This window comes from Streptomyces filipinensis, from assembly GCF_014649495.1.
GTDB classification, from domain to species: Bacteria; Actinomycetota; Actinomycetes; order Streptomycetales; family Streptomycetaceae; genus Streptomyces; species Streptomyces filipinensis.
On record NZ_BMTD01000015.1, the window covers coordinates 156,109 to 179,381 of the forward strand.

Annotated in this window: 19 protein-coding genes and 2 pseudogenes; 7 read left to right on the top strand and 14 right to left on the bottom strand. The window is 71.3% G+C overall.

Annotated features, from left to right (window positions below; all coding sequences use genetic code 11):
• Nucleotides 1-4: 4 nt before the first annotated feature.
• A pseudogene (locus tag IE244_RS43055) lies at nucleotides 5-391 on the top strand (AfsR/SARP family transcriptional regulator); the annotation flags it as partial.
• Nucleotides 392-520: 129 nt separating this feature from the next.
• Nucleotides 521-888, top strand: a pseudogene (locus tag IE244_RS29475) (FtsX-like permease family protein); the annotation flags it as partial.
• Nucleotides 889-1,114: 226 nt separating this feature from the next.
• On the opposite strand, the gene IE244_RS29480 reads toward IE244_RS29475, so the two are convergent.
• The 3 genes from IE244_RS29480 to IE244_RS29490 form a co-directional block, all read right to left on the bottom strand.
• Entirely contained in the window at nucleotides 1,115-1,843 is a 729-nt protein-coding gene (locus IE244_RS29480; protein WP_191876591.1) for a restriction endonuclease, read from the bottom strand.
• Nucleotides 1,840-2,049, bottom strand: a complete 210-nt coding sequence (locus tag IE244_RS29485; RefSeq protein WP_191876592.1) for a hypothetical protein — start codon at nucleotides 2,047-2,049, stop codon at nucleotides 1,840-1,842. Before IE244_RS29485 ends, IE244_RS29480 begins: the two co-directional genes overlap by 4 nt.
• Nucleotides 2,050-2,375: 326 nt before the next feature.
• Nucleotides 2,376-3,056 carry a TetR/AcrR family transcriptional regulator gene (locus IE244_RS29490; protein WP_191876593.1) on the bottom strand — a complete coding sequence of 227 codons (681 nt, stop codon included), beginning with the start codon at nucleotides 3,054-3,056 and terminating at the stop codon, nucleotides 2,376-2,378.
• Nucleotides 3,057-3,127: 71 nt separating this feature from the next.
• On the opposite strand from IE244_RS29490, the gene IE244_RS29495 reads away from it, so the two are divergent.
• Nucleotides 3,128-4,255, top strand: coding sequence for an FAD-dependent oxidoreductase (locus IE244_RS29495; protein ID WP_191876594.1), 1,128 nt, complete (start codon nucleotides 3,128-3,130; stop codon nucleotides 4,253-4,255).
• Here IE244_RS29495 and IE244_RS29500 read toward each other — a convergent pair.
• From IE244_RS29500 to IE244_RS29530, 7 genes are all read right to left on the bottom strand, one after another.
• A complete protein-coding gene (locus tag IE244_RS29500; protein ID WP_191876595.1) occupies nucleotides 4,239-5,456 on the bottom strand; it encodes an acyl-CoA dehydrogenase family protein in 1,218 nt (405 codons plus the stop codon). The two genes, IE244_RS29495 and IE244_RS29500, sit on opposite strands and share 17 nt — an antisense overlap.
• A gap of 172 nt (nucleotides 5,457-5,628) precedes the next feature.
• A complete protein-coding gene (locus IE244_RS29505; protein ID WP_191876596.1) occupies nucleotides 5,629-6,612 on the bottom strand; it encodes a hypothetical protein in 984 nt (327 codons plus the stop codon).
• A gap of 35 nt (nucleotides 6,613-6,647) precedes the next feature.
• Nucleotides 6,648-7,337, bottom strand: coding sequence for a hypothetical protein (locus IE244_RS29510; protein WP_191876597.1), 690 nt, complete (start codon nucleotides 7,335-7,337; stop codon nucleotides 6,648-6,650).
• Complete coding sequence (locus IE244_RS29515; RefSeq protein WP_191876598.1) at nucleotides 7,334-9,715, bottom strand: ATP-binding protein; 2,382 nt, start codon at nucleotides 9,713-9,715, stop codon at nucleotides 7,334-7,336. The genes IE244_RS29510 and IE244_RS29515 overlap by 4 nt, the downstream gene beginning before the upstream one ends.
• Nucleotides 9,712-11,484 carry a ThiF family adenylyltransferase gene (locus IE244_RS29520; RefSeq protein WP_191876599.1) on the bottom strand — a complete coding sequence of 591 codons (1,773 nt, stop codon included), beginning with the start codon at nucleotides 11,482-11,484 and terminating at the stop codon, nucleotides 9,712-9,714. The genes IE244_RS29515 and IE244_RS29520 overlap by 4 nt, the downstream gene beginning before the upstream one ends.
• Nucleotides 11,481-12,062 (bottom strand): hypothetical protein, encoded by a 582-nt coding sequence (locus IE244_RS29525; RefSeq protein WP_191876600.1) that lies wholly within the window; start codon nucleotides 12,060-12,062, stop codon nucleotides 11,481-11,483. Before IE244_RS29525 ends, IE244_RS29520 begins: the two co-directional genes overlap by 4 nt.
• Before the next feature lie 1,135 nt (nucleotides 12,063-13,197).
• Complete coding sequence (locus IE244_RS29530; protein WP_191876601.1) at nucleotides 13,198-14,220, bottom strand: hypothetical protein; 1,023 nt, start codon at nucleotides 14,218-14,220, stop codon at nucleotides 13,198-13,200.
• A gap of 168 nt (nucleotides 14,221-14,388) precedes the next feature.
• Between IE244_RS29530 and IE244_RS29535 the strand changes: the two genes are divergently transcribed.
• The 3 genes from IE244_RS29535 to IE244_RS29545 all read left to right on the top strand — a co-directional run bounded on the left by IE244_RS29535 (nucleotide 14,389) and on the right by IE244_RS29545 (nucleotide 17,337).
• Nucleotides 14,389-16,149: a sensor histidine kinase gene (locus IE244_RS29535; protein ID WP_191876602.1), complete on the top strand. Its 1,761-nt coding sequence runs from the start codon at nucleotides 14,389-14,391 to the stop codon at nucleotides 16,147-16,149.
• The gene (locus tag IE244_RS29540) at nucleotides 16,146-16,841 is read left to right on the top strand and encodes a response regulator transcription factor (RefSeq protein WP_191876603.1); all 696 of its coding nucleotides are present in this window, start codon (nucleotides 16,146-16,148) and stop codon (nucleotides 16,839-16,841) included. Before IE244_RS29535 ends, IE244_RS29540 begins: the two co-directional genes overlap by 4 nt.
• A 67-nt stretch (nucleotides 16,842-16,908) precedes the next feature.
• Nucleotides 16,909-17,337: a response regulator gene (locus IE244_RS29545; protein WP_191876604.1), complete on the top strand. Its 429-nt coding sequence runs from the start codon at nucleotides 16,909-16,911 to the stop codon at nucleotides 17,335-17,337.
• Between the two features lie 303 nt (nucleotides 17,338-17,640).
• On the opposite strand, the gene IE244_RS29550 is transcribed toward IE244_RS29545, so the two are convergent.
• Nucleotides 17,641-18,246: a fibronectin type III domain-containing protein gene (locus IE244_RS29550; RefSeq protein ID WP_191876605.1), complete on the bottom strand. Its 606-nt coding sequence runs from the start codon at nucleotides 18,244-18,246 to the stop codon at nucleotides 17,641-17,643.
• Between the two features lie 405 nt (nucleotides 18,247-18,651).
• Here IE244_RS29550 and IE244_RS29555 point away from each other — a divergent pair, with 405 nt between their 5' ends.
• Complete coding sequence (locus IE244_RS29555) at nucleotides 18,652-19,878, top strand: beta-ketoacyl-[acyl-carrier-protein] synthase family protein (protein ID WP_191876606.1); 1,227 nt, start codon at nucleotides 18,652-18,654, stop codon at nucleotides 19,876-19,878.
• Between the two features lie 1,121 nt (nucleotides 19,879-20,999).
• Here IE244_RS29555 and IE244_RS29560 read toward each other — a convergent pair.
• The 3 genes from IE244_RS29560 to IE244_RS29570 all read right to left on the bottom strand — a co-directional run bounded on the left by IE244_RS29560 (nucleotide 21,000) and on the right by IE244_RS29570 (nucleotide 23,066).
• Entirely contained in the window at nucleotides 21,000-21,425 is a 426-nt protein-coding gene (locus IE244_RS29560) for a hypothetical protein (protein WP_191876607.1), read from the bottom strand.
• Between the two features lie 54 nt (nucleotides 21,426-21,479).
• Nucleotides 21,480-22,019, bottom strand: a complete 540-nt coding sequence (locus IE244_RS29565; protein WP_191876608.1) for a GNAT family N-acetyltransferase — start codon at nucleotides 22,017-22,019, stop codon at nucleotides 21,480-21,482.
• 339 nt (nucleotides 22,020-22,358) lie between these two features.
• Nucleotides 22,359-23,066, bottom strand: coding sequence for a carbon-nitrogen hydrolase family protein (locus IE244_RS29570; protein WP_191876609.1), 708 nt, complete (start codon nucleotides 23,064-23,066; stop codon nucleotides 22,359-22,361).
• Between the last annotated feature and the right edge of the window lie 207 nt (nucleotides 23,067-23,273).

The window sequence follows — 23,273 nt, forward strand, 5'->3', positions numbered from 1 at the left end:
CGGCGTGCACGCCTTCACCGAGACCGCGCTCGGTGTCGTCCAGGGCGGCGGGCCGCCGCCCACCGCCCAGCTCCCGCAGGGGCTGCTGCGCGGAGAGGACCTGCTGCCCGGCTGGGACGAGGACTGGGTGCTGCTGGAACCTGAGCGCCTGCGGCAGTTGCGGCTGCACGCCCTCGACGCGCTGGCCGAGGCGCTCGTCCGCGAGGGCAGGCCGGCACTCGCCCTGGAGGCGGCGTGGGAGAGCGTGCGCGCTGAGCCGCTCCGGGAGAGCGCGCACCGGGCCGCCGTCTCCGCGCACCTCGCGGAAGGAAATCTCATCGAAGCGGTCCGTCACCACCGCTCGTTCCAGTGGCTGCTGCGGGAGGAGCTGGGCGTCGAGCCGTCCGCTCGCTTCACCCGGATGCCGGCCCGCCACGGGTGGCGATCCCGAGGACCAGGAAGAAGCCCATCCGGGTCGTCCGGTCGGTCTCGGGGTACCTCGCCCATACCCAGGCGTCCCTGGTGCGCACCTCCCCGCCCGGCCCTCCTCTGCACCGGCATCTCGCTGGCCAACACGATGGTCAGGGCGACCTCCGACCGGGTCCGCGAGCTGGCTGTGCTGCGGCTGGCCGACGCTACCAGGTGGCAGGTGCTCCGGCTGGTGGGCGCCGAGGCACTGTTGGTGGTCATGGTCGGCGGACTGCTGGGAGCGCTGGTCGCCGGGCTCGATCTGGTGGGCATGTGGAGCGCGCTGGACTGCTCTCGGTCTGGACCTCCATCGAGATCCCGTGGACGGCGCTCGCGGCGGCCCTGGGCGCCTGCGCGCTGCTCGCGGTGATCTCGGCGGCCGCTCCGGCCGGCCTCTCCCTGCGCCGCGGGGCGGTGGAGCCGGCAGGCGTACACGAGTGACCACGGACCGGCACCGGCCGGACATCTGTGCCGGCAGGTGTCGATCTCCGCGGCGGTCAGCCAGTGCTCGTCGATGTCGGTGTGATCCACGGTGTACTCAGCCGGCGTCAAGGCGCACGCGGTGACGACCGGGGCGCTGATAGGCGGGAGTTGGGCGGCCGGGGCGGGGTCGGACAGCTCGGGCGCCTCACCGGCTGTGCAGCTACGGCCGCCCGTCCACGGTTGTTCAAGACAGGGCCGTCGGCTTGCGGGGCGGTGGGACGGCCCGCAGCAGCTCCCACAAGGGGCGCGAGCCGGACGCCCATACTCCGAGGGTGTGGCGGTCGACGACGTGGAGGCGCTGCTGCTTGGCGAAGGCCACGCCCGGCGCGGTGACCCGGCCGTTCGTCACGATCACCGCGACGTCGGCACCGTGTACCTGGCGAGCGGTGCCGTTGAGGACCTGCAGGTCCGGCGTGCCCACGGCGGAGCCGGCGAGCCCGTTGCGCCGGTGCTTGCACTGAATCACCCAGCGCCGTCCGTAGGGGTCGGTGGCCTTCACATCGGCGCCCAGGTCGCCTCCACCTCCGACACGCACCGCATCGCGGCAGCCGTCACGGCGCATCAGGTCCCGCACCGCGTCCTCGAACCCGGAGTGATGGAGGGCATCCAGCTGGACGAGACCGTAGCGCCGCCCCTGCGCGCGGACCGCTTCCCACCGCGCGCTCTGCTGCCTCTGGTGGAGCCGGACGCCGCCTGCCAGTGCGGCAAGAACGCCGCCGACGACGAGAACCCACCAGTGGGCCAACAGCCAGTTGACGACAGTCACCACCAGGGCGACGACCAGGACTGTGGCCACGAGGAGACCGATCAGCCGGTCATCCGCACGCTGCCCTCGCCTGGCCGACGTGCGGGGGCGCCGCCGCGCCGGCGAGCGCCTGGCCTGCGCCGCGCCCTTGCGTGAACGGGAACTCATCGGCCGGCCTGTGTGACGCCGCTTGCCAACTGCCCCATGACGTTGAGGATTCCCTGACCCGCTGGAGTGGGAGCGATCAGGATGCCCCGGGCGAGGACGATGACGACGGTCAGCTTCTCGTCGGAGCGGCTGCGGGCCTCCGTACGACGCCGTAGCCGGAAGAACACGATGACTGCGAGCAGCACGGCGACGTCGATGGTCACCAACCGTCCCGACCTCCTCCGACGACCGGCCATCACCATGGGACGACAGCGCGCCACCCCGGCTTCATGTGTAGCTGCGCCTTAGCGATGTTGGAGGCGGGTTGCCGACGAATGGCACAAAGCAATCGGACCTGGCCGAATACCGCGCGGTGGATCGGTCGGTGAGGCCAGGTCGCGTACAAGTCCCCGGGCACGCCACCGTGCAGTCCGCACGCTGGCCCGGTGTCATGACCAGTGACGGCACTCGGCGCTGGCTGTGCGCGCTCAGGGGGACTTCAGTGGTGAGGGCGCCGCGCGAGCGGTCAGGGGCGTTCTTCGGCCAGGCGGCGTCACCTTGAGATGCGGGCTGCGATGCCGTCGAGCAGGAAGTCGAGGCCGATCCGGAAGGTCTGGTCGGCGTCCAGGTGGGCGGCATCGCGCACCACCGTGGCCAGTGCGGGGAATCGACCGGTGGCGAAGGTCCGCTCCAGATAGGGTCCGAGTGCGGCCTGCCAACGCCTCTCGTCCATCCCGCTGGCCCGCTCGGCACGCCGCTCGGCGATCTCCCGACGCACCGCACCGATCACATACGAGTTGACCGCGGAGACCACGGGCATGACGTCGTCCAGGTCAACGCCGTCCAGCGCGGCCACCACGGCCTCCCCCTTGGCCAGCGCGTGCGGCCCGAGCTGCGGTCGGCCACCGAGCAGATCGGCGAGCCATTCGTGCTCGTGAGCGGCTTGCCGAGTGGTTTCGGCAAGCGACCGCAGCGCCTCCCGCCAGCCGTCTCCGGTCGGCCGGATCTCGGCATAGGCCGCGTCGACCATCAGGTCGAGCAGCTCCTCCTTGCTGGCGATGTAGTTGTACAACCGCATCGGCCCGACGCCGAGCGCGGTGGCGACCTTGCGTAGCGACACCGCCTCCAGGCCGTCCGCGTCGGCCAACTGGATCGCTGCCCGCACGATCCGCTCTCGGTTCAGCGGGGCCGGAACGGGTCGATTCGCCGGCTCCGGCCTCTCCCACACCAACATGCCGCTAACAATACATCGCATCACACGATACAGTGTATCGGCCAGTACGGTGTATCAAAGGGAAGGCAACCATGACCATTGCCATCGTCGGAGCCGGCCTCGGCGGCCTGGCTCTCGCCCGTGTGCTGCATGTGAACGGCATCGACTCCGTCGTGTACGAGCGTGAGTCGTCACGCGGTGCGCGCGGTCAGGGCGGCATGCTCGACATCCACTCCGGCCAGCGGGCGCTGCGCGAGGCCGGTCTGATCGACCAGTTCCTCGAGATTGCCCGAGGCGAAGGCCAGGACATGCGCCTTCTAGAGCCGGACGGCACCCTGCTGCTCCAGGAGGACACACCCGACGACGCCCCGCTGGATCGACCCGAGGTCGACCGTGCCGATCTGCGCAACCTGCTGCTGGATTCCCTCCCCGACGACGTGGTGCGCTGGGGGCACGCGTTCACATCAGCCGACAGCGGCCTGCTGCACTTCGCCGACGGCAGCAGTGCGGCGTACGACCTGCTGGTCGGCGCGGACGGCGCGCAGTCCCGGGTCCGGGCGCTTCTCACCGACGCCCGCCCGGCGCATATCGGCCAGAACGTCGTCGAGGTCGGTATTCCCGATATCGACCGCACGCACCCGGACCTCGCGGCGATGGTCGGGCGCGGCAACTACTGGGTGCTCGGCAACGGAATATCCCTGGGGGCGCAGCGCAACGGCGACGGCCGCGTCCGCATCGGCCTGAGCTTCTACCACACCGACGAGGACTGGTTCGCCACCAGCGGGATCCCGTTCGACGACCCGGCCGCCGCCCGGGCGCGGCTGATCGACCTGCTCCCCGGCTGGGACTCACGGTTCACCGCGCTGATCGCGGCCTGCGACGACACGGTCGTGCCGCGGTCGATCACCAGTCTCCCGGTCGGCCTCACCTGGCCGTCGACACCAGACGTCACGCTGCTCGGCGATGCCGCGCACCTGATGCCGCCGGTGGGCCAGGGCGCCAACATGGCGCTGCTCGACGGCGCCCTGCTCGGTCTCGCGCTGGCCGCGCACCCGGACGACTTTCCCTCCGCCGTCAAAGAATACGAACGCGAGATGTTCGAGCGCACCAGCGCTGCCGCCCGGATGTCCGCGGACATGCAGGAATTGCTGATGTCGCCGGACGCCGCCCGGAAACTGCTCGCTTTCTTCCAGCCTGACGGGTTCAGATCAGCGGGGTGATCTGGTCCTCGATTCCGAGCAGGGCCCGGCCGTACATCTCGGTCGCGATGGCGGGGTTGACCATGGCATGCCGCGTACCGGTCTCCAGATCCCGCCAGATGCGCTGCAGCGGACTGTCGTCGGCGAAACTCCGGGCCCCCTGGACGTTCAGCAGCAGGTCCAGTGCGTCTCGTGAGCAGCGGGCGACCGTGCCGATGTCCATGCGCGCCCGGGTCCGGTTGATCAGGGGCATGCTCTGGCCACTCGCCGCCCAGCTGTCGGCATCGTCCGCGGCACGCATCAGGTGCAGGGTGGCGGTATCGATCAATGACGCCGCCTCGGCGATCTGCATCTGGCTGGAGGGTGCCTCCCGTGCCTGGGCGTAGTTCGTATGCGAAATGCCACGGCCCACGGCGAGGGAGGCCAGCACCAGCTCCATTGCGCCGCGGGCCAGGCCCAGCAGTGGGCCGGCGAGCGACAGGGCGAGCGTGGGGACGAACGCCGCGCGGTAGAGGGACTCGTCCTTGAACTCGGTCGGATAGACGCCCTGGAGCGCGTGCGTCACCGACAGGATGCGATGGGCGGGGACGAAGACGCCTTCGGCGATGAGGGTGTTGCTGCCGGTGCCGCGCATCCCGGCAACGTGCCAGGTGTCCTCGATCGTCAGCTGGTCCATCGGGACCAGGGCCAGTGCTTGGTCCAGGTGCTCGCCGCGCTCGTCCGTGAGCGTCATGCCGAGCAGCGCCCATCGGGCGTGGAGACACCCGGAGGCGAAGCCCCATCGTCCCGTGACGAGACTGCCTGCGTCGGCTGTCCTGCCTGTCCCATGGGGCGGCAGGGCCGCACAGGCACGGGTGCCGGGACCCTGCGCGTAGACCTCACGCTGGGCTCGTTGGGGGTAGAGGCCGATGAGCCAGCCCGAGATGTTGATCAAGCTGGTGGTCCAGGCGGTCGATCCGCAGCCGCGGCCGAGTTCGGAACTCACTTCGACCAGCGTACGGATGCGTTCCTGGTGCCCGCCAAGCCGCTGGGGAACGGTGAGGCTGAACAGGCCGGCCTCATCGAGAGCCGCGATGTTCTCCGCAGCCACACAGCGGTCCTGTTCGGTGCGGGCGGCGTTGCGTCGGAGTAACTCGACCAAGGCTGCGGCCCGTCCGGGCGGCGTGGCCTGTTCGAGGTGAGGGGCGGGTTCCGCGGCGCGGTTTCTGGCGCCCATCGTCATGAGAAGTCCTCCTTGGCACGTGAACCGGTCGGGCAAGAGGCCGTCGGCCAGTCCCGGCACCGTATCCGTATGCCTGCCCGCGCTCCACCGTCCGGGCGGCCACCTTCGCGGTCCGCCGCGCCATCGGCCAAGGCGACCACCCGTCACCGTCGGCGGAGGGCACAGCCCGTTTTCAGGCGGGCAGCACCGAGAGATCGTCGAACTGGATCCAGCCGTCCCGGCCCAGCCCCCAGAACCCGCAGAACACGGTCACTGATGTGCGGTTGCCGGGGTTGAACGGCTGGACGACCTCCTGGTACCGGTGGGCGGGGCTGGGCCCGAAATGCCGCTCCACCGGCGGCCACAGTCCGGCCATCCGAACGCCGAAGAAGGCGGTGTTCACGTCGGCGCCCGCGCCGTGACCCGAGGTGCGGACCCATCCCCGCAGCACGTAGTTCTGATGCGGGTTCACCGGGATCGTCTGGAGGATTGCGTTCCAGTTCCTGCTCGACGTGCGGATCCAGGCGTTGTTGGACCCGGACCGGGCGAGGCCCCGCTTGACGTCGACGCCCTTGGGATCGGACCCCTCGGTCGTCCAGGGAGCGCCGATGGCCCGGAATCCCTGCCATTCGAAACCGGTATCGAGCAGGCCGTCGATCCGCAGGTACCTGCTGCTGCGATCGCGGGTGAAACGGAACGGCGTGGCCCGGCTGGCCTGAGCGAGTGTTTTGACCGGGCCGCCGGCGACGCGGTACGCGACCGACGCGAAGTCCAGATTCCAGTTGTCCGGATCCTCGAAGGCCGAGCGTGGCTGCAAGTTGGCGGCCAGACCAAGGGTGGTGATCTCGCGTGCCGCGATGTTCTTGTGGAAGAGCTTCAGCAGGCTGATGCCGACCGTGTGGGTGCTGCCGTTCGCCCACCCCGAGTCCAGGTTGACGTTGCCGACGGCGAGGCTGCCCTGGGAGCGGGTGTGCACCGTCACGGTGAGATTGTTGCCGCCTCCCCTCAGGTCGTCCCCGCCGGTCTTGAGGGTGAGGAACAGGCACGCCTCGCCCCGGCCCGGCGCCGTGCAGTCGTTGAACGCGCTCGGCCCTGCCGCCGCGCCGGGTGCGGTGCCGCACACGAAGGCGAGTGCCGCCGTTGCCAGCAGTGTCGTGATCCGCCTGATGGCGACCATGGAACGACCTCCTTGTGTCTGTGTGCCGGTCGGCCTCAGCCGACCCGGAACCGGGCGTCCGGCCCATTGCCCTGATAGGTCCCGTCCCGGGTGTACTCGGTGCTGCTGATGGAGAACGTCTGGCCGGGGAAGTGGCCGTAGAACTCGGGGTCAGGAAGCCTCATCCGTGCGGTGAAGTCTCCGTTGCCGTCGCTCTCCACCTCGCCCATGGAAGTGGCGTGGAACGTCAGTTTCACCAGGCCGTTGTGAATGAACCCGGATCCGCTCACGGTGACCGTGCTCGCGGCCGGGCCGCTCTCGGGGCTGACCCGAAGCTCCTTGGGGGCGGAGTACGAGTCGTCGTCCGGGGGCACGCCGGGATACGCGCCGGCCCCGGCCGAGGAGCCCGAGGACCAGGACGGTGCGTGGGTTCCGAAGGGGGGCAGGGCGTGGGAGCCGGTCCACCCCGCGATCACCACCGCCGCGGCCACCAGGAACATGATCCCGCCGAGGATGCCTTGGCCGCGGTCCCGCGAGCGCGGGGGTGGCGGCGGGGCCGGACGGGGCGGCAGGGGGGCGGGGCGGGACGGCAGCGGGGCCGGACCGCCCTTCTTCTTGTCCTTCCCCGCGGCCCCCGGTGTCCCTCCCTTTCCGGTGAGGGCACCTGGTCCCCCCGCGACAGGAGCGGGGCCGGGCCGGCCTGTGATCGCCTGCCGGATCCTGTTCAGGTCTTCGTTGGCGGTCATGAGTCGTGCTCCGCGCCTCGTCGGGTGTCGGCCGCCACGCGGTCGGCCATCACGCGCGCTTCTCGTACCGCCGCCGCTGCCCCGCGCCGGTCGGCGGCGCGCGCCCGGGTCAGTGCCCGGGCGATGACGCAGTAGAAACCGGCGTGCAGCTCCTCGTAGGTGAAGCGCATGGCGTCACGCCTCACCCGGTCCCCCAGTGCCCCCAAAGCGGCCTCCGCCTGGGCTTCCTGGGGGACACCCGCCAGCTCGTCCTCGACCTCGGGCAGCAGCCGGAGCCAGTGCCGGGCCGCACAGGGGCGAGGGCAGGCCTGGCACCAGATCCGCTCGGCCGGCTCGGTCCGCCCGCTCGCAGGCGGACCGGACACAGCCGGGTCGAACGGGTCCGCAGGCTTGGCTGGTTCGGGGGTCACGGACACCCATACCGGCTCCGGGTGGCCGCCCGCCGTCACCACGAACGCCTCGCCCCGGCCCAGCATCGGTACCTGCTCCGCCACCTGGCCGACCGCGCCGGGCCCCGGTTCCCCGTGGAGCCGGTGCGTGAGCAGATTGGGGAACAGACCGGTCACCGCCTCGGGAAGCTGCCTCGGGCTCTGGGTGACCAGGACGAACCCCTGGCCGTAGGAGCGCTGGGTCGCGATCGCCGTCGCGGCCGCCTCCGCGGCGGCCGACGACTGAGGCCCGCTCGGGCCGGGCGTATGGCCGCCGCCGAGCAGCAGGTGCGCCTCCTCCAGGACGGCCAGATGACCGAAGCCCGCGAGGGGATGCGCTCGCCGATAGGCCACGAGCCCGGCCAGCAGCAGACCGAAGGCCAGTTGTCTGGCGGCACGGTCGCCGAAGTCGGCCAGCGTGATCACCGAGGGCTCGGCCAGCAGCCGTCCCCAGTCCAGTCCGGCCCCCGGGCCACCGGCCAGCGCGTCGCCCCCCGCTCCCGCCAACAGGCTCTGCACCCGCTGTCCGAGCGAGGCGCGCAGGTTGGCCGCCTGCTCGCCGGTGCCGCCATGCACAGACGCCTGTTCCAGGACGGCCCGGTAGAGCGTGGCCACGGTCGCGGGTTCGTCGCTCTGGAAGAGATCACTGACCGCGTTGCGCAGCGCCGCCGCCGCGAATGGCCAGGAGGCCGACAACCCCGTGGCCGAGTCCAGGCATTCGGCCACGGTGTCCGCGAACGCGCTCCGGTCCACCCCCTCGGGGACGGCCAGCGGGTTGATCTGAGTCCCGTCGTGACCGAGCCTGAAGGCTCGGGCGGCCAACGGGAGGTAGACGGTCTTCTCCGGATCGATGACCAGATAGGGCACAGCGTGTTCGCGCCACATGCGCCGTAGCAGCGTCATCACCGTGGTCGTCTTGCCGAATCCGGTCATCCCGGTGACCAGCAGATGCTGATTCAGATCCGGCATCCGCAGTCGGTACGGCCGGCCGCCGGCCGACCGGCCGAGCCATACCCCCGGCCCCTCCGGCTCCGGGGCGTAGCGGGAGACGATCGCGGGGCGCCGGGTGTGGCGCGTGACGGCTTCCATGGGCAGCGCGGGCAACGGCAGCAGGCCGGCCGCGGTGTGCGGAGCGACGATCGCCCCGGCGCGGACCAGCTCCAGGTTGCCGGAGCGGGGCAGGGCGGGGACGGGCTCGGGCGACAGACCGGGCGCGCCGAGCGCCGCCGCCAGTTCCGCCGCCACGGCGGGGGCGTCCGCGGTGACCGTGAGGGTCGCGTGGAAGGCCACCAGCGCACGGTCCAAGGCGTCCAGCGCGGCCATCGGAGCCGCCTGGGCCGCCGCCTCGCCGGCTCCCGCCTCGTCCGGTGCGGCGGCGGTCGGCTGCCCGGCGAGGCGCCGGACCGCCCGGCGCAGCACCGGCACAACGGTGCGCGGTGGCGCGAGCGGTGTCAGCGCCACCCGGACAGCGCAGGCCCCGGCCGCACGCTCGACGGCGTCCAGCAGAGGGGCCCACCGCAAACCGTCGGGCGGCCAGAACGCGAGGCGCCGGCCCGGCGTCCGCCCGGCGGGTCCGGCGCTCAACCGCCACACCAGCGCGCCGTCAGCACCTGTCCGCCCGCCGTCGGTCGTCTCCAGATCGGTCAGTCCGGCGAGGAGGTCACGGAAGCGGTCGGTGTGGCCGGCGACCGTCTGGGGCTGCCCTGTGAGCCGCAGGGTGACCCGGGCCGTCCCCGCCGCCGGATCGCGCCGGACCCGGGCGTGTACGGCGACGCTGTCGCAGGGCCGTATGCCCGAGAGGAACTCCGTCAGCCTCAGCCGCAGCACGTCGTCGACCGTTCGCGGCGCGCCCTCGGGTGCCGGAACCGTGGCCTGGGCGGGCAGCCGGACGACCGCGAGGGTGACGCCGGCCACCGTCGGTGAACCGCCCGGTTCCCGTGGGGCGCTCATGATCGCCCACCTGTTCGCAGGAGATGGCGCAGGCGGCCGATGGAGACGTCCTGAGCCGTCGCCGCCAGCGGGTCGGTCCTGGTGTCCTCGGCACCGCACACCGGGCAGTCGGGCCTGCGTTCGACCGTCATCCAGACACTCTGGAAGGCATGCTGGCCCGGCGCCTCGCGCAGCACGTGTCCGAACAGCCAGTAGCCGGGCTCGGTGCCGAAGGCCACATAGGACTGGCCGCGTTCGCGAGCGACGGTCAGGAACCGTGCGATGCGCGCGTCCCCGCTCTCTCCGTCGGGCGGATGCAACAGGGCCAGCGCGATCTTGGTGGCCGCGGCCGCGACATGCTGGATGTCCACGACCAGGCCCGGTTCGGCGATCAGACGGCCGGTACCGTAGTCGGTCGGCTGCGCGAGGGAGGTGCCGGTCGACAGGTCGCGCACGCCTGCCGTGGCGCAGCCCCAGCACGCCGCGTCCGGATAGGTCATGATCACTTCGCCGCCTGCCGCGCCCCGGTACAGCCCGGGGAACACCGCCGGAACCCCCTTCCAGTACGCGAGATGATCCAGGTGGCGCTGGGCCCGGCTGTCGTCGGTGGCGGCGACCAGCAGATCGCTGCCGCCCAGCAGTTCGGCCAGGCTCCGCGCGCCGAGGCCGTGAACGGGCCGCCGCACCGCGCGGACCACCAGCTCCGGATTCACGGCTACGAGACGGGAGGCGAGGGCGCGGACCTTCGGGAGGCCGATGTCGCGCACCGCGTACGGGCTGCGCCCGAGGTTTTCCGCGGCCACGGACTCCGGATCGATGAGGGTCAGCCGACCGACACCCGAGCGGACCAGGCACTCGGCGACGTACGCTCCCACCGATCCCGCCCCGGCCACGACGACGTGACGTCCAGCCAGCTCGGGGGCGAGCAGGCCCGCACTCCGTGCGAACAGGCGGCTCCCGCCGCGGCGCGCGTGCCGGCGCGTCAGCAGGGCCGACGCCCTGGCCGGAGCCTCGCGCAGCCGCGCGATCCCAGGCGCGGTTGACCGACGGCGTGGCCGCCTGGCCGCCGTGACGGCCAGAGCCAGCCGGTCGGCGGCCGCGGCCGCCGGATTCCACGGGAGCGCGATGGGCGAGCCATGTGCGACCAGCGTCGGCGGTGTGGCCGGGAAGTCCACGCCGAAGAGCACCGCCGACACCGAGGGCAGCTGGTCGAAGCGGGCGCGCACGGCCAGCACCGGGACCTCCTGCACGGTCAGCACCTCCGGCTCCCCCACTTCCTGGGCGCCGGCCCGGGTCAGTGAGGCCGAAACCGGCAGCACGAGCGGATGCATCGGCAGCACCTCGGTCTCACCCGCCACGCTCACCGCGCCGAACCACGACACCCGGACCCCACGGCTGACCACCTCGTGGGCGGCCGGCGGCCCTTCGTCATGAGTGACCACGGGCGCCAGATAGCGGCCCAGGTGCGGATTCAGCGCCAACGACCGGCCGAACTCGCGCAGGTCCTGGTCCGACGGTTCCGGCAGTTCCGCGGGATGCGAGTGCACGATGCCCTTGAACCGGGCCGCACCCCTGTGTTGGAGGCGCTCGACCTCCTCGATCAGCCGGGCGCTGGTGCGGTACCGCACATGGGTGACGGTGGCCTCCTCGTCCGGCAGGAGATGCGTGACCAGATCGGTCCCGGGCGGCCCGAGCAGGGCACCGCCCGCTTCCGGTGCCACCGCGCCGATCCGGTCGACGATCGCGGCGAGCGCGTGATCGGTGACCCTGACCCGCATCACGGGGATCACCGCCCTTCCGCCGCGAACGGGAACCTGTGGCCGTTGCGTACGAATCCCATGCCCAGCGCCCACAGAACGGACTTGGAGTACGCCTCCTCAAGCGTCGGCTGACCCGCGCCGCGCGTCTCCGACAGGCAGATCGTCCCGTCGGCGTACAGATGACCGTCGTGCGCCCCGATGATCCCGAGCCGGACGAGCTGCTCCAGCGCGGGCTCGACCAGCTTGACGCGGTACTCGCGCCCGTCGAAGAACGCGAAAAGGGTGTAATGCTCGGCGAGTTCGGTCGTGATCGAGTACGCCCATCCGCACACGTCCGGTTCGTCGACGTACACGGTGCCCACCGGCATGCGCGTCCGTGCGAACCGCTGGTCCGCCGCCAGGCGCCGCGACAGGGCCCGTGCCCCGGCGAAGGTGCCGTGGTGCACGCGGGAGACCGGTTCGTCGTCCGTCGGATCGCCCCGGTAGATCTGCCCGTCCCGCCCGACGGTGATCCGTGCCGCCGGATCCTGCGGGTAGGGGTCCTGCCTGGTCTGCGCCTGCATGATGATGTCTCGCAGTTCGTTCAGGTCGCCGGAGTTCCTGCTCATCCGCGGTGCCCCCCGATCCCCGAGCCCGAGGGCGGCTTGTCGTCGTGGGAACTGCTCGTTCCCTCGGCGCGGGATCCGCTGATCGAGGTGTGGAAGTCCGTCCGCTGTTGCGGAGCGGTTTCCTGCGGCCGGTTTTCCGTCGACCGGTGAGCGTCTCCCGGCGCCCCGGGCCCCTTCTCGCCGGGCCGCGGGATCTGGGAGGAGAAGTCCGTCCGGTCCCGCTGCGTCGATTCAGCGCGGCCGCTCTGCTTGGGGTCCGTCTCCTTCTGCCACGAATCGGCACGACCTCCCGTACCACGGCGTTCGTCGAAGGTCTTGTACGCGTCGGTCGGGTTTCCGTCGGCCGCGTCGTTCGAGCGCAGTCGCTGGGGTGTGCCGCCGTGCGAAGGTGTTCCGGCGTCGCGAGCCGGCTGCCGGTGGTCACCCGGTGGCGCGGCCTGACCCTCGCCCTGCTCCGGGCGGTGCCCCCGGCTCCGCTGTTCCAGCTCCGCGCGGGTTTCGATGTGCCAGCCGCCCGGAGCGTGCACATCTCGCTGCCTGGGCGCGGGCCAGCTCGGCACGAATCCTCCGCCACCGGGCTCCTGTTGTTGTCCCCTCTGGTTGACGGGGTGTTCGGACGGGCGCCCGGTGCCCTGCCCGGGCCGCTCTCCGCCACCTTCCTGGCCCCGGCCGCCGCGACGCTCTCCCGGGCCCTCAGCGGAATGCCCCGTGCCCTCTCCCCCACGCGTCCGACCCGGCCGCCCCTGACCGGACTCCTGCCCGGCCCGCTCCCCTCCACGCTCTTGACCCCGGCCGCCGCCCTCGCGACGCTGTCCCGAACCCTCAGGGGAATGCCCCGTGCCCTCTCCCCCACGCGTCCGACCCGGCCGCCCCTGACCGCCGTCCTGCCCGGCCCCGGCATCCTGCCGGCCCCAGCGCCTGCGCTGCTCGGGAGGGTCGTTCACCTCGTGCGGAAGGTGTTCGCTGCCCCGGACGCGGTTCCCCCCGCGTGTCGTGCCGTGTGGTCCGCCGCCGCTGCCGGGGCCACCACCGCGAGCGTCCCCCGGGGCGTGTGCCGGATGCGGGTCCGTGCCGGTGCCGCCCACGCCGGGCTCTTCGTCCCGGCCGTTCTCCTGCTGAAGGTGAGGTCCGGAGTTCATGCGGGACGCCTCCTTTCGTCGAGTTGTCCGATCTCGTCGGGGGACGACGGGCCGGCGTCCCGGTCGGCTGTGGGGACGCGGCCCTGCGCCAGGCTCTGCAGCAACTGCGTCGGCGTGACGCCGAGTTCCTCGGCCGCGAACGGGAGCATGTCGGCGTACTCGTTCAACAGCCCGTTCAGCACCTGCCAGCGTGTCTTGACGACCTCCGTGGCGGCCTTCGGGTCGCGTATGAACAGGGGGATCACGCCGTACACGGCCGCCGTGTCCACATCCAGCTCGGCCCGCCGCAGACCGCGAGCGCGGGCGAGGTGGTCCTCGTTCCGACCCCTGAGTTCGCGCAGTGCTGCGGCGAGGGGCTCAAGGGCGACCTTGGCCTCCAGGGCGGCAGCCTTGATGTCAACCTTGTCGTGTTCACGCTCGATGGCGACGACCACCGGGTCGGGTGTGACGACGACGTGCACGAACCGCTCCACGACCAGCAACCCCTCGCCGGGACCGGTGGCCGGGCCGGCCGCGCCGTGCGGCCCGGTCAGAGCGCTGCGGCTGTCGGCGGCGAGATGGACGTCGTCGTGGCCACGCTCGCGAAGCAGCCTCCGCGCCCACGCGCGGAAGTCGGCGTCGAGCTGGAAACCGGCAGCCTCCCCGTACCGGTGACTGAGCACGCCGTAGCGGGCCGCGACGTCCAGCAACGACTCGGGATCTGCGCTCCAGCGAGGCCGCACCACCGCGACCGCGGTGACGCCGATCTTGCGGGCGTCCGCCAACCGTACGGCGTCGGCGGCCATCTGCACGGTCTGCGGCGCGTTGTCGAACAGCACCACGGACAGTTCGCCGGTCACGGGCAACCTGCGGCCGGTGAACAGGCCCACCAGCGAGCTGTGCCGTCCGGGACGGCAGACCCGGCAGGGCACGCCGTTGCGGAAGACCACGGCGAGCCAGCCGACGTTCACCACAAGCTCCCGTGCCGGAAGCGGGAAGGGGCCCTTCACCAACGTGGGCAATACGTAGGTCTCTGACATGCCGGAAGCCCTCCAGCGCCGGTGACATCACTCGAAAGTGTTTGGGCTTCGACCTTCTCGGCAATCCCCGCAAACCCGCTCTTCCTGAATGGCATCCTGGACCGCCTGGCGGGGAAAACCCGGGGGGCGAGGCCTGGTTAACCACAGGCCAGGGGGTGGCGAAGCCTGGTGAGGATCACGGTTCTCGGCGGATTGATGCCCGGCATCGTCGCCGTCCCGGTCACAGTGGTCGCACTCGCCGCAGCAGGGTGGGCCGCCATCGCCTCCTGGGGTGTCGGGCCGCCGACCGCCCTCTGGACCGACCTGGCCTATCGAGGGTTCGGGATGCCGTTGATCGTCGCGGGCGGCGTGTTGTGGACCCGCGGGTCACGAGCACGGGTGGGCGTGCTGCTGATCGCGCTCGGTACCACCTACTACCTTCAGTACCTCCGGGTCAGCGGCCACCAGGCCCTGTTCGCCGTCGGGTTCTGTCTGGCGTTTCTGTACGTCGGAGTCTTCGGCCATCTGGCCCTGAGTCTGCCGTCCGGACGGCTGCGCGGGTCCGGCGACCGCGCGTATGTCGCGATCTGCTACCTCGCCTGCGTCGGGACACAAGTGGGCCGCTATCTCGCCGACCGCCCCAGCGGGACATGGAACTACAACATCGGGCAGGTCAACACCGGATGGGCGATCGCCGGCAGCCTCATCCTGGCCGTCCTGGGCGTGACGGGCATCGTGATCGTGTCACGCCGCCTGCTGGCCGCGCTGGCGGTGCGCCGCCGACGCACCGGGCCGGTCTGGGCGGTCATGATCATCGCAGGGGTGCTGCTCATCGCCTCCGCGCTGACCAGCGCGACGGGACTGCCGCTCCGGTTCCGCCTGGTGGTCGAGGTACTCATGCTCGGCGGCGGGGCGGCCGGCCTCGTCATGGCCTACCTCGTCTCGGCCGGTCTCCAGTGGCGCCGGGAGATGCACATAGCCGAACTGCCCGCCGTGCTCGGACAACTGGACGCCGAGCCGCTCGACACGCTGCAGAGGTCCCTCGCCGAGGCGGTGGGCGACCCGACGCTGCGCCTGCTGCTGCCCCGGCAGGGCGGAGTGCTCACCGACCTCACCGGCCGCCGGGCCAACGAGGGACGGGACCCTGCCCGCGCTCTCACCCCGGTCAGTCGCGGCGACGGCCTGCTGTGCGTCGTCGAACACGACGCCGCGCTGAGTGAGACCAGCCGTACGACCGCGATCGCCTTCGCTCTCGCCGGACTGGTGATGGAGAACGTCCGGCTGTACACACAGGTCAACGAGTCGCGGCGACGGCTGCTCGAAGCGGAACTGGCCGAGCGCAGACGGATCGAACGCGCTCTGCACGACGGCGCCCAACAGGGGTTCTTCGCCGTACTCACCTTGCTCGGCATGGCCCACAGCCGAGCCGGCGCTGAGGGCAGTGACCAGCTCACCGCCCTCCTGGGCACGGCGAAGAACCAACTCACCGAGTCCATCAAGACCCTGCGTGAGCTCTCCCAGGGGCTGCATCCACGCTCGCTCGTCCAGTACGGCCTCCGGGACACGGTCGCCGGCCTGGCCAGAGACCACGGGGGACGCGTCGAGTACGAGGTGCCCGACCGGCGTTGGCCCCCCGACGCGGAGTCCACCGCGTACTTCGTCATCGCGGAGGGCGTCACCAACGCCGTCAAGCACGCCACCCCGGGCACGGCGATCCGTGTCGTGGTCACACCGGACGGCGACGGCCTGCTCGTGGCCGTCACCGATGACGGGCAGGGCGGCGCCGACGTCCTGGGCAGTGGCCTGCGCGGTCTGACCGAACGGGTCGCGGCCGCCGGAGGCGAGCTGCGTGTCCACAGCCCCCGAGGCGGGGGCACTCGCCTGGTGGCCCGCCTGCCCGGCGGGCTTCCCACCCACTCACCCAGCCCCACGGAAGGAGACGAACGGTGAAAGTTGTCGTCGTCGAGGACGACCCGATGCTACGCGCCGCCTTCGTCACGGCACTGACCCATCACGGCATCGAGGTCGCCGGGAGCGCCGAAACGGCCGACGAAGCCATCGCCCTGGTCGACGCACACGCCCCGGACGTCGTCACCCTCGACCTGCGGCTGGTCAAGGAGGCCCAGCCCGCCGATGCGGGACTGCGCATCGCCGAACGCGTCCGGCTTCTCTACCCCGAGGTCGCGTTGCTGGTCGTGGCGACCGATCCCAAAGTCGAGCACGTCAAACGACTCATGGCGCTGGAGCCGCCCCTCTCGGTCGGCCTCATGGCCAAGGGCAATCTGGGTGACATGGGGCTGATCACCGACGCCATGCACCGCGTCGTCAAGGGACAGGTGGTCATCGATCCCGGCTGGATCCGTGAGCTCCTGGTACCGAAGCCCCGCCCCACCGACGCGTCCGCCGACTCCCTGGCGCGCCTCACCCCCCGCGAACGGCAGATCCTTTCTCTCGTCGCCAGCGGGCTGACCAATCTGGCCATCGCGCAGAAGCTGGAATGCACGCTGGGGAACGTGGAACGGAACCTGTCGACGATCTTCGGCAAACTGGGCCTGGCCTCCGAGGCCGAGCAACGCCGTCTGAACCGACGGGTCGTGGCCACCCTGATGTACTTACGCGCGGAAAACCCGCAGGAGCGCTAGGGGAAACCTCGCTGAAGTCCGGGCCTCGTGCGAGGAGGATCCGTCCGAGAGCAGGGTTGGAGGGGGCATGCGCGTCGTCATCGTCGAAGGCACCCCGTCCCTGCGGGACGCACTCGTCCAACTGCTCACCGAGCGGGGGATCGAAGTGGTGGGCACGGCTGTCGGTCATGACGAGGGTCTGTGCGAGGTCGCCCGCCTGTCGCCGGACGTCGTCGTGGTCGACATCCACCTGCCACCCGATCACCTGGACGAGGGGCTGAGGACCGTCCAGGCGATCCGTGCCAGGCACCCGGAAGTCGGGCTGCTGGTCCTGTCGTCCCGCGCCGAGGCCGGATTCGTCCACCGGTTGCTCGGCCTGAGTCCTTCGGGCCGCATCGGCTGCACACTCAAGGAGCGCCTGGGCGATCCCGACGCCCTCGTCGCCGCGCTGCGCGACGTGTACGCGGGTGACACGGACATCGGCCCGGGCTCCAACTGTCCCGGCAGCGACCGCTAGTGCCTGCTCCGGGCCGAGGTCTATGAGGGCGAAGGGGCCGTCGGAGAAGTGGCGGCGTTGGACCGCTGGGTGCTTGGCGGGAGCGGCCCGGCGCCGGGTGCTACGCGGAAGAGGTCCTGTGCCGGGTGCTACGCGGAAGAGGTCCGGCGCCGGCTGCTACCCGCGGACGGCTTGCGCCACGCGAACGCGCAGCGCTCGACCTTGTCGCGGAACGCGGCCTGCGGCAGCCGGGAAGGACGAGCCGGAGGCCACGCGTGCATGTCGCCGCATCAACCCGATCTCGATCTACGTCGGATCCGGGTCTCACGAGGGGTGGAAGCCCTCGACGACGGTGCTGGGACCGGACTCCGTCCCGGAGCTGTTCAGGGCGGTGACGTAGTAGTAGTCGCCCGAGCCCGGGTTCACCGCGGTGTCCAGGTACTCGGAGGTGCCCTTGGGGACGGTCGCCAGCAGCCCGAATCCGGTCCCGGTGTTCGCGAAGTGGTCGGTGCGGTACTCCCTCACATCGGGCTCGCTGTTGTCCGCCCAGTCCAGTGCGATGCCGTCATGCCGGTCGTTGGTCGCGGTGAGCCCCTGAGGGCGCCCTGCAGGGTTGACACTCGGCCTCATCCCGGGCACGGCCGTGGAGGGGGCGGACTGGTTCGCCGCCGCGTCGACCGCTGTCACCCGGTACCAGTAGGTGTAGCCCCGCTGGCTGGTCATGTCCTCGTAGAGAATCCGGCCGCCCGTGCTGGTGCTGGAGGTTTCGGCGACCTTGCTGAAGGGGCCGTCGGCGCGTTCGGCCCGGTAGACGTCATAGCTCACTGCGCCGACCGATGGATTCCAGGTGAAGTCGAGATCCTGGGACTGGTTCACGGTGACCGCCAGGCCGGTGGGGGCCGTGGGTGCCGTGTGGTCCTTGGAGACCACGCTGGTGCCAGATGCGGGATGACACGCCGTCAGAGAATCGGCAAGTCCCTTGCCCCACAAGCCAGGAGCTACCTTCGGCCGAGACCGCTACTGACCTCTTGATCCCCATCGGGGGTCTGGCGCAGCCCACGGCCTGGTGCTGCTCGACCGGCGGCCGCCAGTGGCTGGCCTGCGTTGGGTGCCGGGTCCGGAGCCGTACGCGCTGCCCGAATCGGCGCGTTCAGTGTCCGTCGCGTGACGAGGTTCCGTGGGAAGTGCACAAATCGGGGCTCCCATCTCAGGTCATGACGATCTTCTTTCGGAGCCTTGATCACTGACAGAGTCACTGATGGCGGCTCTTCTCCGCCCGCATGGCTTCCGACAGCGCTGTCGGAACCCCATAACCACGGCTTGGGAGGCATCCAGATGTCCGGCAACGCAGCGCAACACGACATCGTCGTGACGGGGGTGGGCGCGACCACCCCACTCGGTGGCGACGCCCCTTCGACGTGGGCAGCGATGCTCGCCGGGGAGTCCGGCGTCACATCGGTGACCGCGGAGTGGGCCGAACCTCTCCCCGTGCGGATTGCCGCGCGGCTGCGCACCGACCCCGGCGAGGCCCTGCCTCGGGTGGAGGCCCGACGGATGGACCGCTGCGAGCAGATCGCGCTGCTCAGCGCGCGAGAGGCGTGGGCCGACGCCGGTACGCCCGACGTGGATCCGGAGCGCCTGGCGGTGGTCATAGGCACCGGCATCGGTGGTGTCAGCTCGCTGCTCGCCCAGAACCACACCCTTGAGCAGCAAGGCCCGCGGCGGGTCTCCCCGTTCGCCATTCCCATGCTGATGGCCAACAGCGCCGCCGCCCGGGTCAGCATCGACCTCGGCGCGCGAGCCGGCGCGCGCACTCCGGTCAGCGCCTGCTCCTCCGCCGCGGAGGCCATCGCCATGGCCGTCGACCTCATCCGCCTCGACCGAGCCGACATCGTTGTGGCGGGCGGTACGGAAGCCGGCGTCCTCCCGCTCCCGCTGGCCGCCTTCGCTCAGATGACGGCCCTGTCCAAGCGTAACGACGACCCAGCGGGCGCCTCCCGGCCGTTCGATGCGGCCCGGGACGGTTTCGTGCTGGGTGAAGGCGGGGCGGTCCTCGTCCTGGAACGCGCGGAGTTCGCCCGCGCCCGGGGCGCCCGCCCGATCGCCGCCGTCGCCGGAGCAGGTATCTCCTCCAACGCCGGCCATATCACCGCCTCTGACGTGGAAGGCCAGGTACGCGCGATCCGGATGGCACTGCGCGAAGGCGGCCTCTCCCCGCAGGACATCGGCTTCGTCCAAGCGCACGCCACGGCGACGCCCACCGGCGACCTGGAGGAGGCCGAGGCCATTCACGAGGCCATCGGTCACCACTCGGCGATCAGCGCCATCAAGTCGATGACCGGCCACCTGCTGGGCGCCTCCGGGGCGGTGGCGTCGCTGGCCGCCGTGTACGGTCTCCGCGACGGCATCGCCCCCGCCATCCGCAACCTCGACCACCCGGACCCGGCTGTCAAGCTGGACCTCATCGCGGGCACCCCCCGTGCGGGCCGCTGGGACGCCGCCCTGGTCAACTCCTTCGCCTTCGGTGGACACAACGTCAGCGTGGCCTTCACACGGACCTGAGCTGACCCTCCGTCGCCGTGCGGGCTGCCCACCGCGAGACGCCGGATCGTCCGCGCGCTGGAATCCTCCCGGTCTGATGCGCCGGTTCGGCATCACCGAGTTCGGCGCGCAGTGTGACGCCGACGGGGACCGGGGAGCCCGTTCGGCGGCGATGCATGCCGCGGGGTCGTAGATGTTCACCGAGGTGGGGGTTGCCGGACGACTCGCGCACGACGGCCGCCTTGAAGCCCTTCACCCGCTACCTGCCGGCCTCGACTCCGGCCGCGCGGTCCAAGCGCCTCACCCCTTCGAGAAACCATGCCAACCCATCGCGCCTGGGCGGGTGGGCTTGAGCGGCGTCAGCGGGCTGTGGTGACGGTGACGGGGCGCCCGGGTAGCGGCGGGCAGGCCGAGGGCAGCGCCGCGCATGAACTCTCCAAAAAGGTGTGGGGGGTTGATTTGGAGAGGTGCACACCAGCGGACCGCAGCCGCCCCTCGATGCGCTACGCGTATGGACTACCCACGACGACTCCCCCAAGCCATGTTCACCAACCGGTCACCGCCACCAGGGCGAACAGGGCGAACCGCCTGAGGGAAAGCAGACGAAGAGAACCGGCTCAGCATGGTGGCCCAGTGGACGACGATCCAGCACCCCCTTGAGCGTGCCCTTCCCGGAACGTCACAGGCCAGTGGGAGAGATCGCGCCGCCGGGCAGTTGAGGCTGCTGCCGCAGCGGGCGGGCGGCGGGCCAGGGAGCGGAGGGCAAGACCTGCGCCAGCTGGTGGCGTACACGGTCGGCTTCACCACGAGCCTGGGCCGGCACATCACCGCGCTCTGCGACAAGGCGGTTGAAGATCGGGGTTTCCTGGAACATGTTGGGATCTGCCTTCTGGGGTTGGCGCGGCACGGCAACCGCCGAGCTGCGAGCCGATCATGTGACAGGTCGAGTATCCAATGCCGGGAGCAGGGGCGGTGACCAGCCGTATGCACCGTCGCCGCCCCGCACGCGAAGAGCGGCCGCCCCGGGTCCAACGTTCCTGCCCTGAATCGCCCGGTACGGCACCTGTGACGCCCGCGAAGTAGTTGTCAGGACGGTGTTCAGTGGCGTGGCCTCCGACCGGACAGCCATCATCCGGCTTCGCTCATGACCGACCGGGCGCGCTCTGTTCGAGTGCGGCAGTGTGGCCCACCGCCGCGAGCGATTCGAGCGGCGAGCAGGCGGCCGTCAGGTACACGGGCCAGCCGCGGGCCGCCGCCTCCAGGACAGCCGGGTTGTCCTCGGCCGTCTCGGCCCCGGCTCCCCGCACCCAGTGGCTGACGGCGTCCACCGGAGCCCAGCGGCCGCCCGAGGCGTTGAGGACGAACTCGCCGCCCGTGTCGGTCCGTGCCTGAGGGACACGTTCGAAGCTCCACGACGCCCATCCGTACCGGGCGCACCACATGTCCAGGCCCTGCCCCGGCAGGGGCGGACCGGCCCACACGGCCGGCCAGTCCACGTCGGCCAGTCCCCGCAGCTCGGTGAGCTGCTCCTGCGGTGTGCGGTCCTGGCGTCCTGATGGGAGGCCCATGGTCTGTCTGCCTGACGAAGCTCCGGCGCGGGAACTGAAGACTCGTCAGGTCGGTCACTGTCCTGGTTCACCGCCGGACCTCTCCCCGCGGAGCATGGAGAAGATCACCTGATCGTGCCACTGACCGCCGCGCCACTGCGCGGAGCGCAGCACGCCCTCCCTGACGAAGCCCGCCTTCTCCAGCGCACGCTGCTCGGCGAGGTTGGCGCAGTCCGTCCAGGCTTGGAGCCGTTCGGCCCTGGTGTGGTCGAAGAGGTACTCGGCCAGGAGTCGCTGGGCCCGTGTGCCTATGCCGCGGCCGTGCGCGGCGGGCACCAGGCCGATCGCCAGGGTCCAGCAGGTGGAGGTGGCGGGGCGCCCCCAGGCGCTGGCGAACCACTCGACCCGGCCCACCGTCCGGCCTCCCTCCGCGACGGAGAGCATGCCGCCGTCGGGGCTGAGCAGGCCGGTCTCCGCGAACTGCCGGCGCAGGCCAGCCGCTGAACCGAAGCCGAACCACTGGTACCGGCCGGTCCCCTCCGGGCCGTTGAACTCGCGCTCGAACAGGTCGAGATCGTCGGCGGTCACCGGGCGCAGCGCGATCTCATCGGGCATGGAACGACTCCTGATCCTCTCGGCCACACGGTTCGACCTCGTATGGCCAGCGTGGGCAACGACGGCGTCTGACTCTTCCACACGCCGTGCCGCGTGCCGGCGGGATGCCCGGCGCCGCGCACCGGGAAAGGTCCTCCGGACAGGGCCCCTGGCCAGGCCGTGGTCCTCCACCGCACACCGCCACTGCGACTTCCGGAGCTTCGATGACCATGCCCCGGCGCCAGAGGCCGCTGACGAGACCCTCGCCGGCCACGCCGAGCACCGTGCCGCCTGTCTGCGGAAAGCCGGGGCCGCATGTCCCCGCGGACGGCCTCCCCCTCAGGGGACGGTGACGAACCGTCAGTTGAGCGTCGCGGTCACCACGGCGCCGGGCTCGGGGCCGGCCTGGGCCACCCGTGATCCGTCGGGCGCCCACACCCCGGAGCCGCCGGAGGTCTCCCGGTACTCGCCGCTCGGCCCCGCCACGGTCGACAGCACGACCCATACGCCGTGCACCGTCGCCCGCTCCTGCATGTGCCCGTCCCGGCACGCCGACTGCTCAGGGCCGGCACCGTAGAGCGTGCTGGCGACATAGGCGTCGATGCCCAACGCCGCTGCTTCTGCGGCGTGCTGCGGCACCGCCGCATCGCGGCACACAGCCAGCCCCAGACGCCACCCGCCGATCTCCAGCACCGCCGATTCCGCGCCCGGGGTGAAGCGGATCCTTTCGTCTCCGTGCAGGTGCATCTTCGCGTACGCCGGCGCAGCGCCCTCGCCCGTCACGGCCAGGGTCGCTATGTACTCCCGCCCGTCCTCGCCCCGCACCGGAGCACCGGCCAGCGCCATCGCCCCCGTGGTGCGGCATGCGTCGACGAGTGGAGCGAGCCGGGGGTCGTCCACGGCCACGGCCGGGGCGGCGAGGTCGTAGCCCGTGAGTGAAAGCTCCGGGAAGACGACCAGGGGTGCCTGCGCGGTCAGCACCGCCTCGGCGTGCAGAGCGGCGTTGGCGGCGACGTCCAGATCGACGCAGCGGGGCTGTGCCGCGGCGACGGTCAGTGGTTGAGGCACAAGGCACTCCAGGTCAGGCGGCGAGGGAGAACGTAGATCAGTCTAAGCAGACCGTGATCTTGGTGGGCGGGAGCAAGTCAGGGGACGGGTGCGACCGTCGCCGTGAGGTGCGTGAGGGGGGAAGCGGTGCTCCGCTCGGCCGGCGCGCCTCGCCGCTCCTTGCCTTAAGATCACGCATGTCTTGATCAACTTCGGGCAACCATCGGG

Excerpts from the sequence above, each read along its gene's own strand:
- IE244_RS29480 (WP_191876591.1), bottom strand. The coding sequence starts at position 1,843 with ATGAGTTCCCGTTCACGCAAGGGCGCGGCGCAGGCCAGGCGCTCGCCG.
- IE244_RS29515 (WP_191876598.1), bottom strand. The coding sequence starts at position 9,715 with ATGAGCGCCCCACGGGAACCGGGCGGTTCACCGACGGTGGCCGGCGTC.
- IE244_RS29545 (WP_191876604.1), top strand. The coding sequence starts at position 16,909 with ATGCGCGTCGTCATCGTCGAAGGCACCCCGTCCCTGCGGGACGCACTC.
- IE244_RS29490 (WP_191876593.1), bottom strand. The coding sequence starts at position 3,056 with ATGTTGGTGTGGGAGAGGCCGGAGCCGGCGAATCGACCCGTTCCGGCC.
- IE244_RS29505 (WP_191876596.1), bottom strand. The coding sequence starts at position 6,612 with ATGGTCGCCATCAGGCGGATCACGACACTGCTGGCAACGGCGGCACTC.
- IE244_RS29495 (WP_191876594.1), top strand. The coding sequence starts at position 3,128 with ATGACCATTGCCATCGTCGGAGCCGGCCTCGGCGGCCTGGCTCTCGCC.
- IE244_RS29560 (WP_191876607.1), bottom strand. The coding sequence starts at position 21,425 with ATGGGCCTCCCATCAGGACGCCAGGACCGCACACCGCAGGAGCAGCTC.
- IE244_RS29530 (WP_191876601.1), bottom strand. The coding sequence starts at position 14,220 with ATGTCAGAGACCTACGTATTGCCCACGTTGGTGAAGGGCCCCTTCCCG.
- IE244_RS29555 (WP_191876606.1), top strand. The coding sequence starts at position 18,652 with ATGTCCGGCAACGCAGCGCAACACGACATCGTCGTGACGGGGGTGGGC.
- IE244_RS29565 (WP_191876608.1), bottom strand. The coding sequence starts at position 22,019 with ATGCCCGATGAGATCGCGCTGCGCCCGGTGACCGCCGACGATCTCGAC.
- IE244_RS29500 (WP_191876595.1), bottom strand. The coding sequence starts at position 5,456 with ATGACGATGGGCGCCAGAAACCGCGCCGCGGAACCCGCCCCTCACCTC.
- IE244_RS29525 (WP_191876600.1), bottom strand. The coding sequence starts at position 12,062 with ATGAGCAGGAACTCCGGCGACCTGAACGAACTGCGAGACATCATCATG.
- IE244_RS29510 (WP_191876597.1), bottom strand. The coding sequence starts at position 7,337 with ATGACCGCCAACGAAGACCTGAACAGGATCCGGCAGGCGATCACAGGC.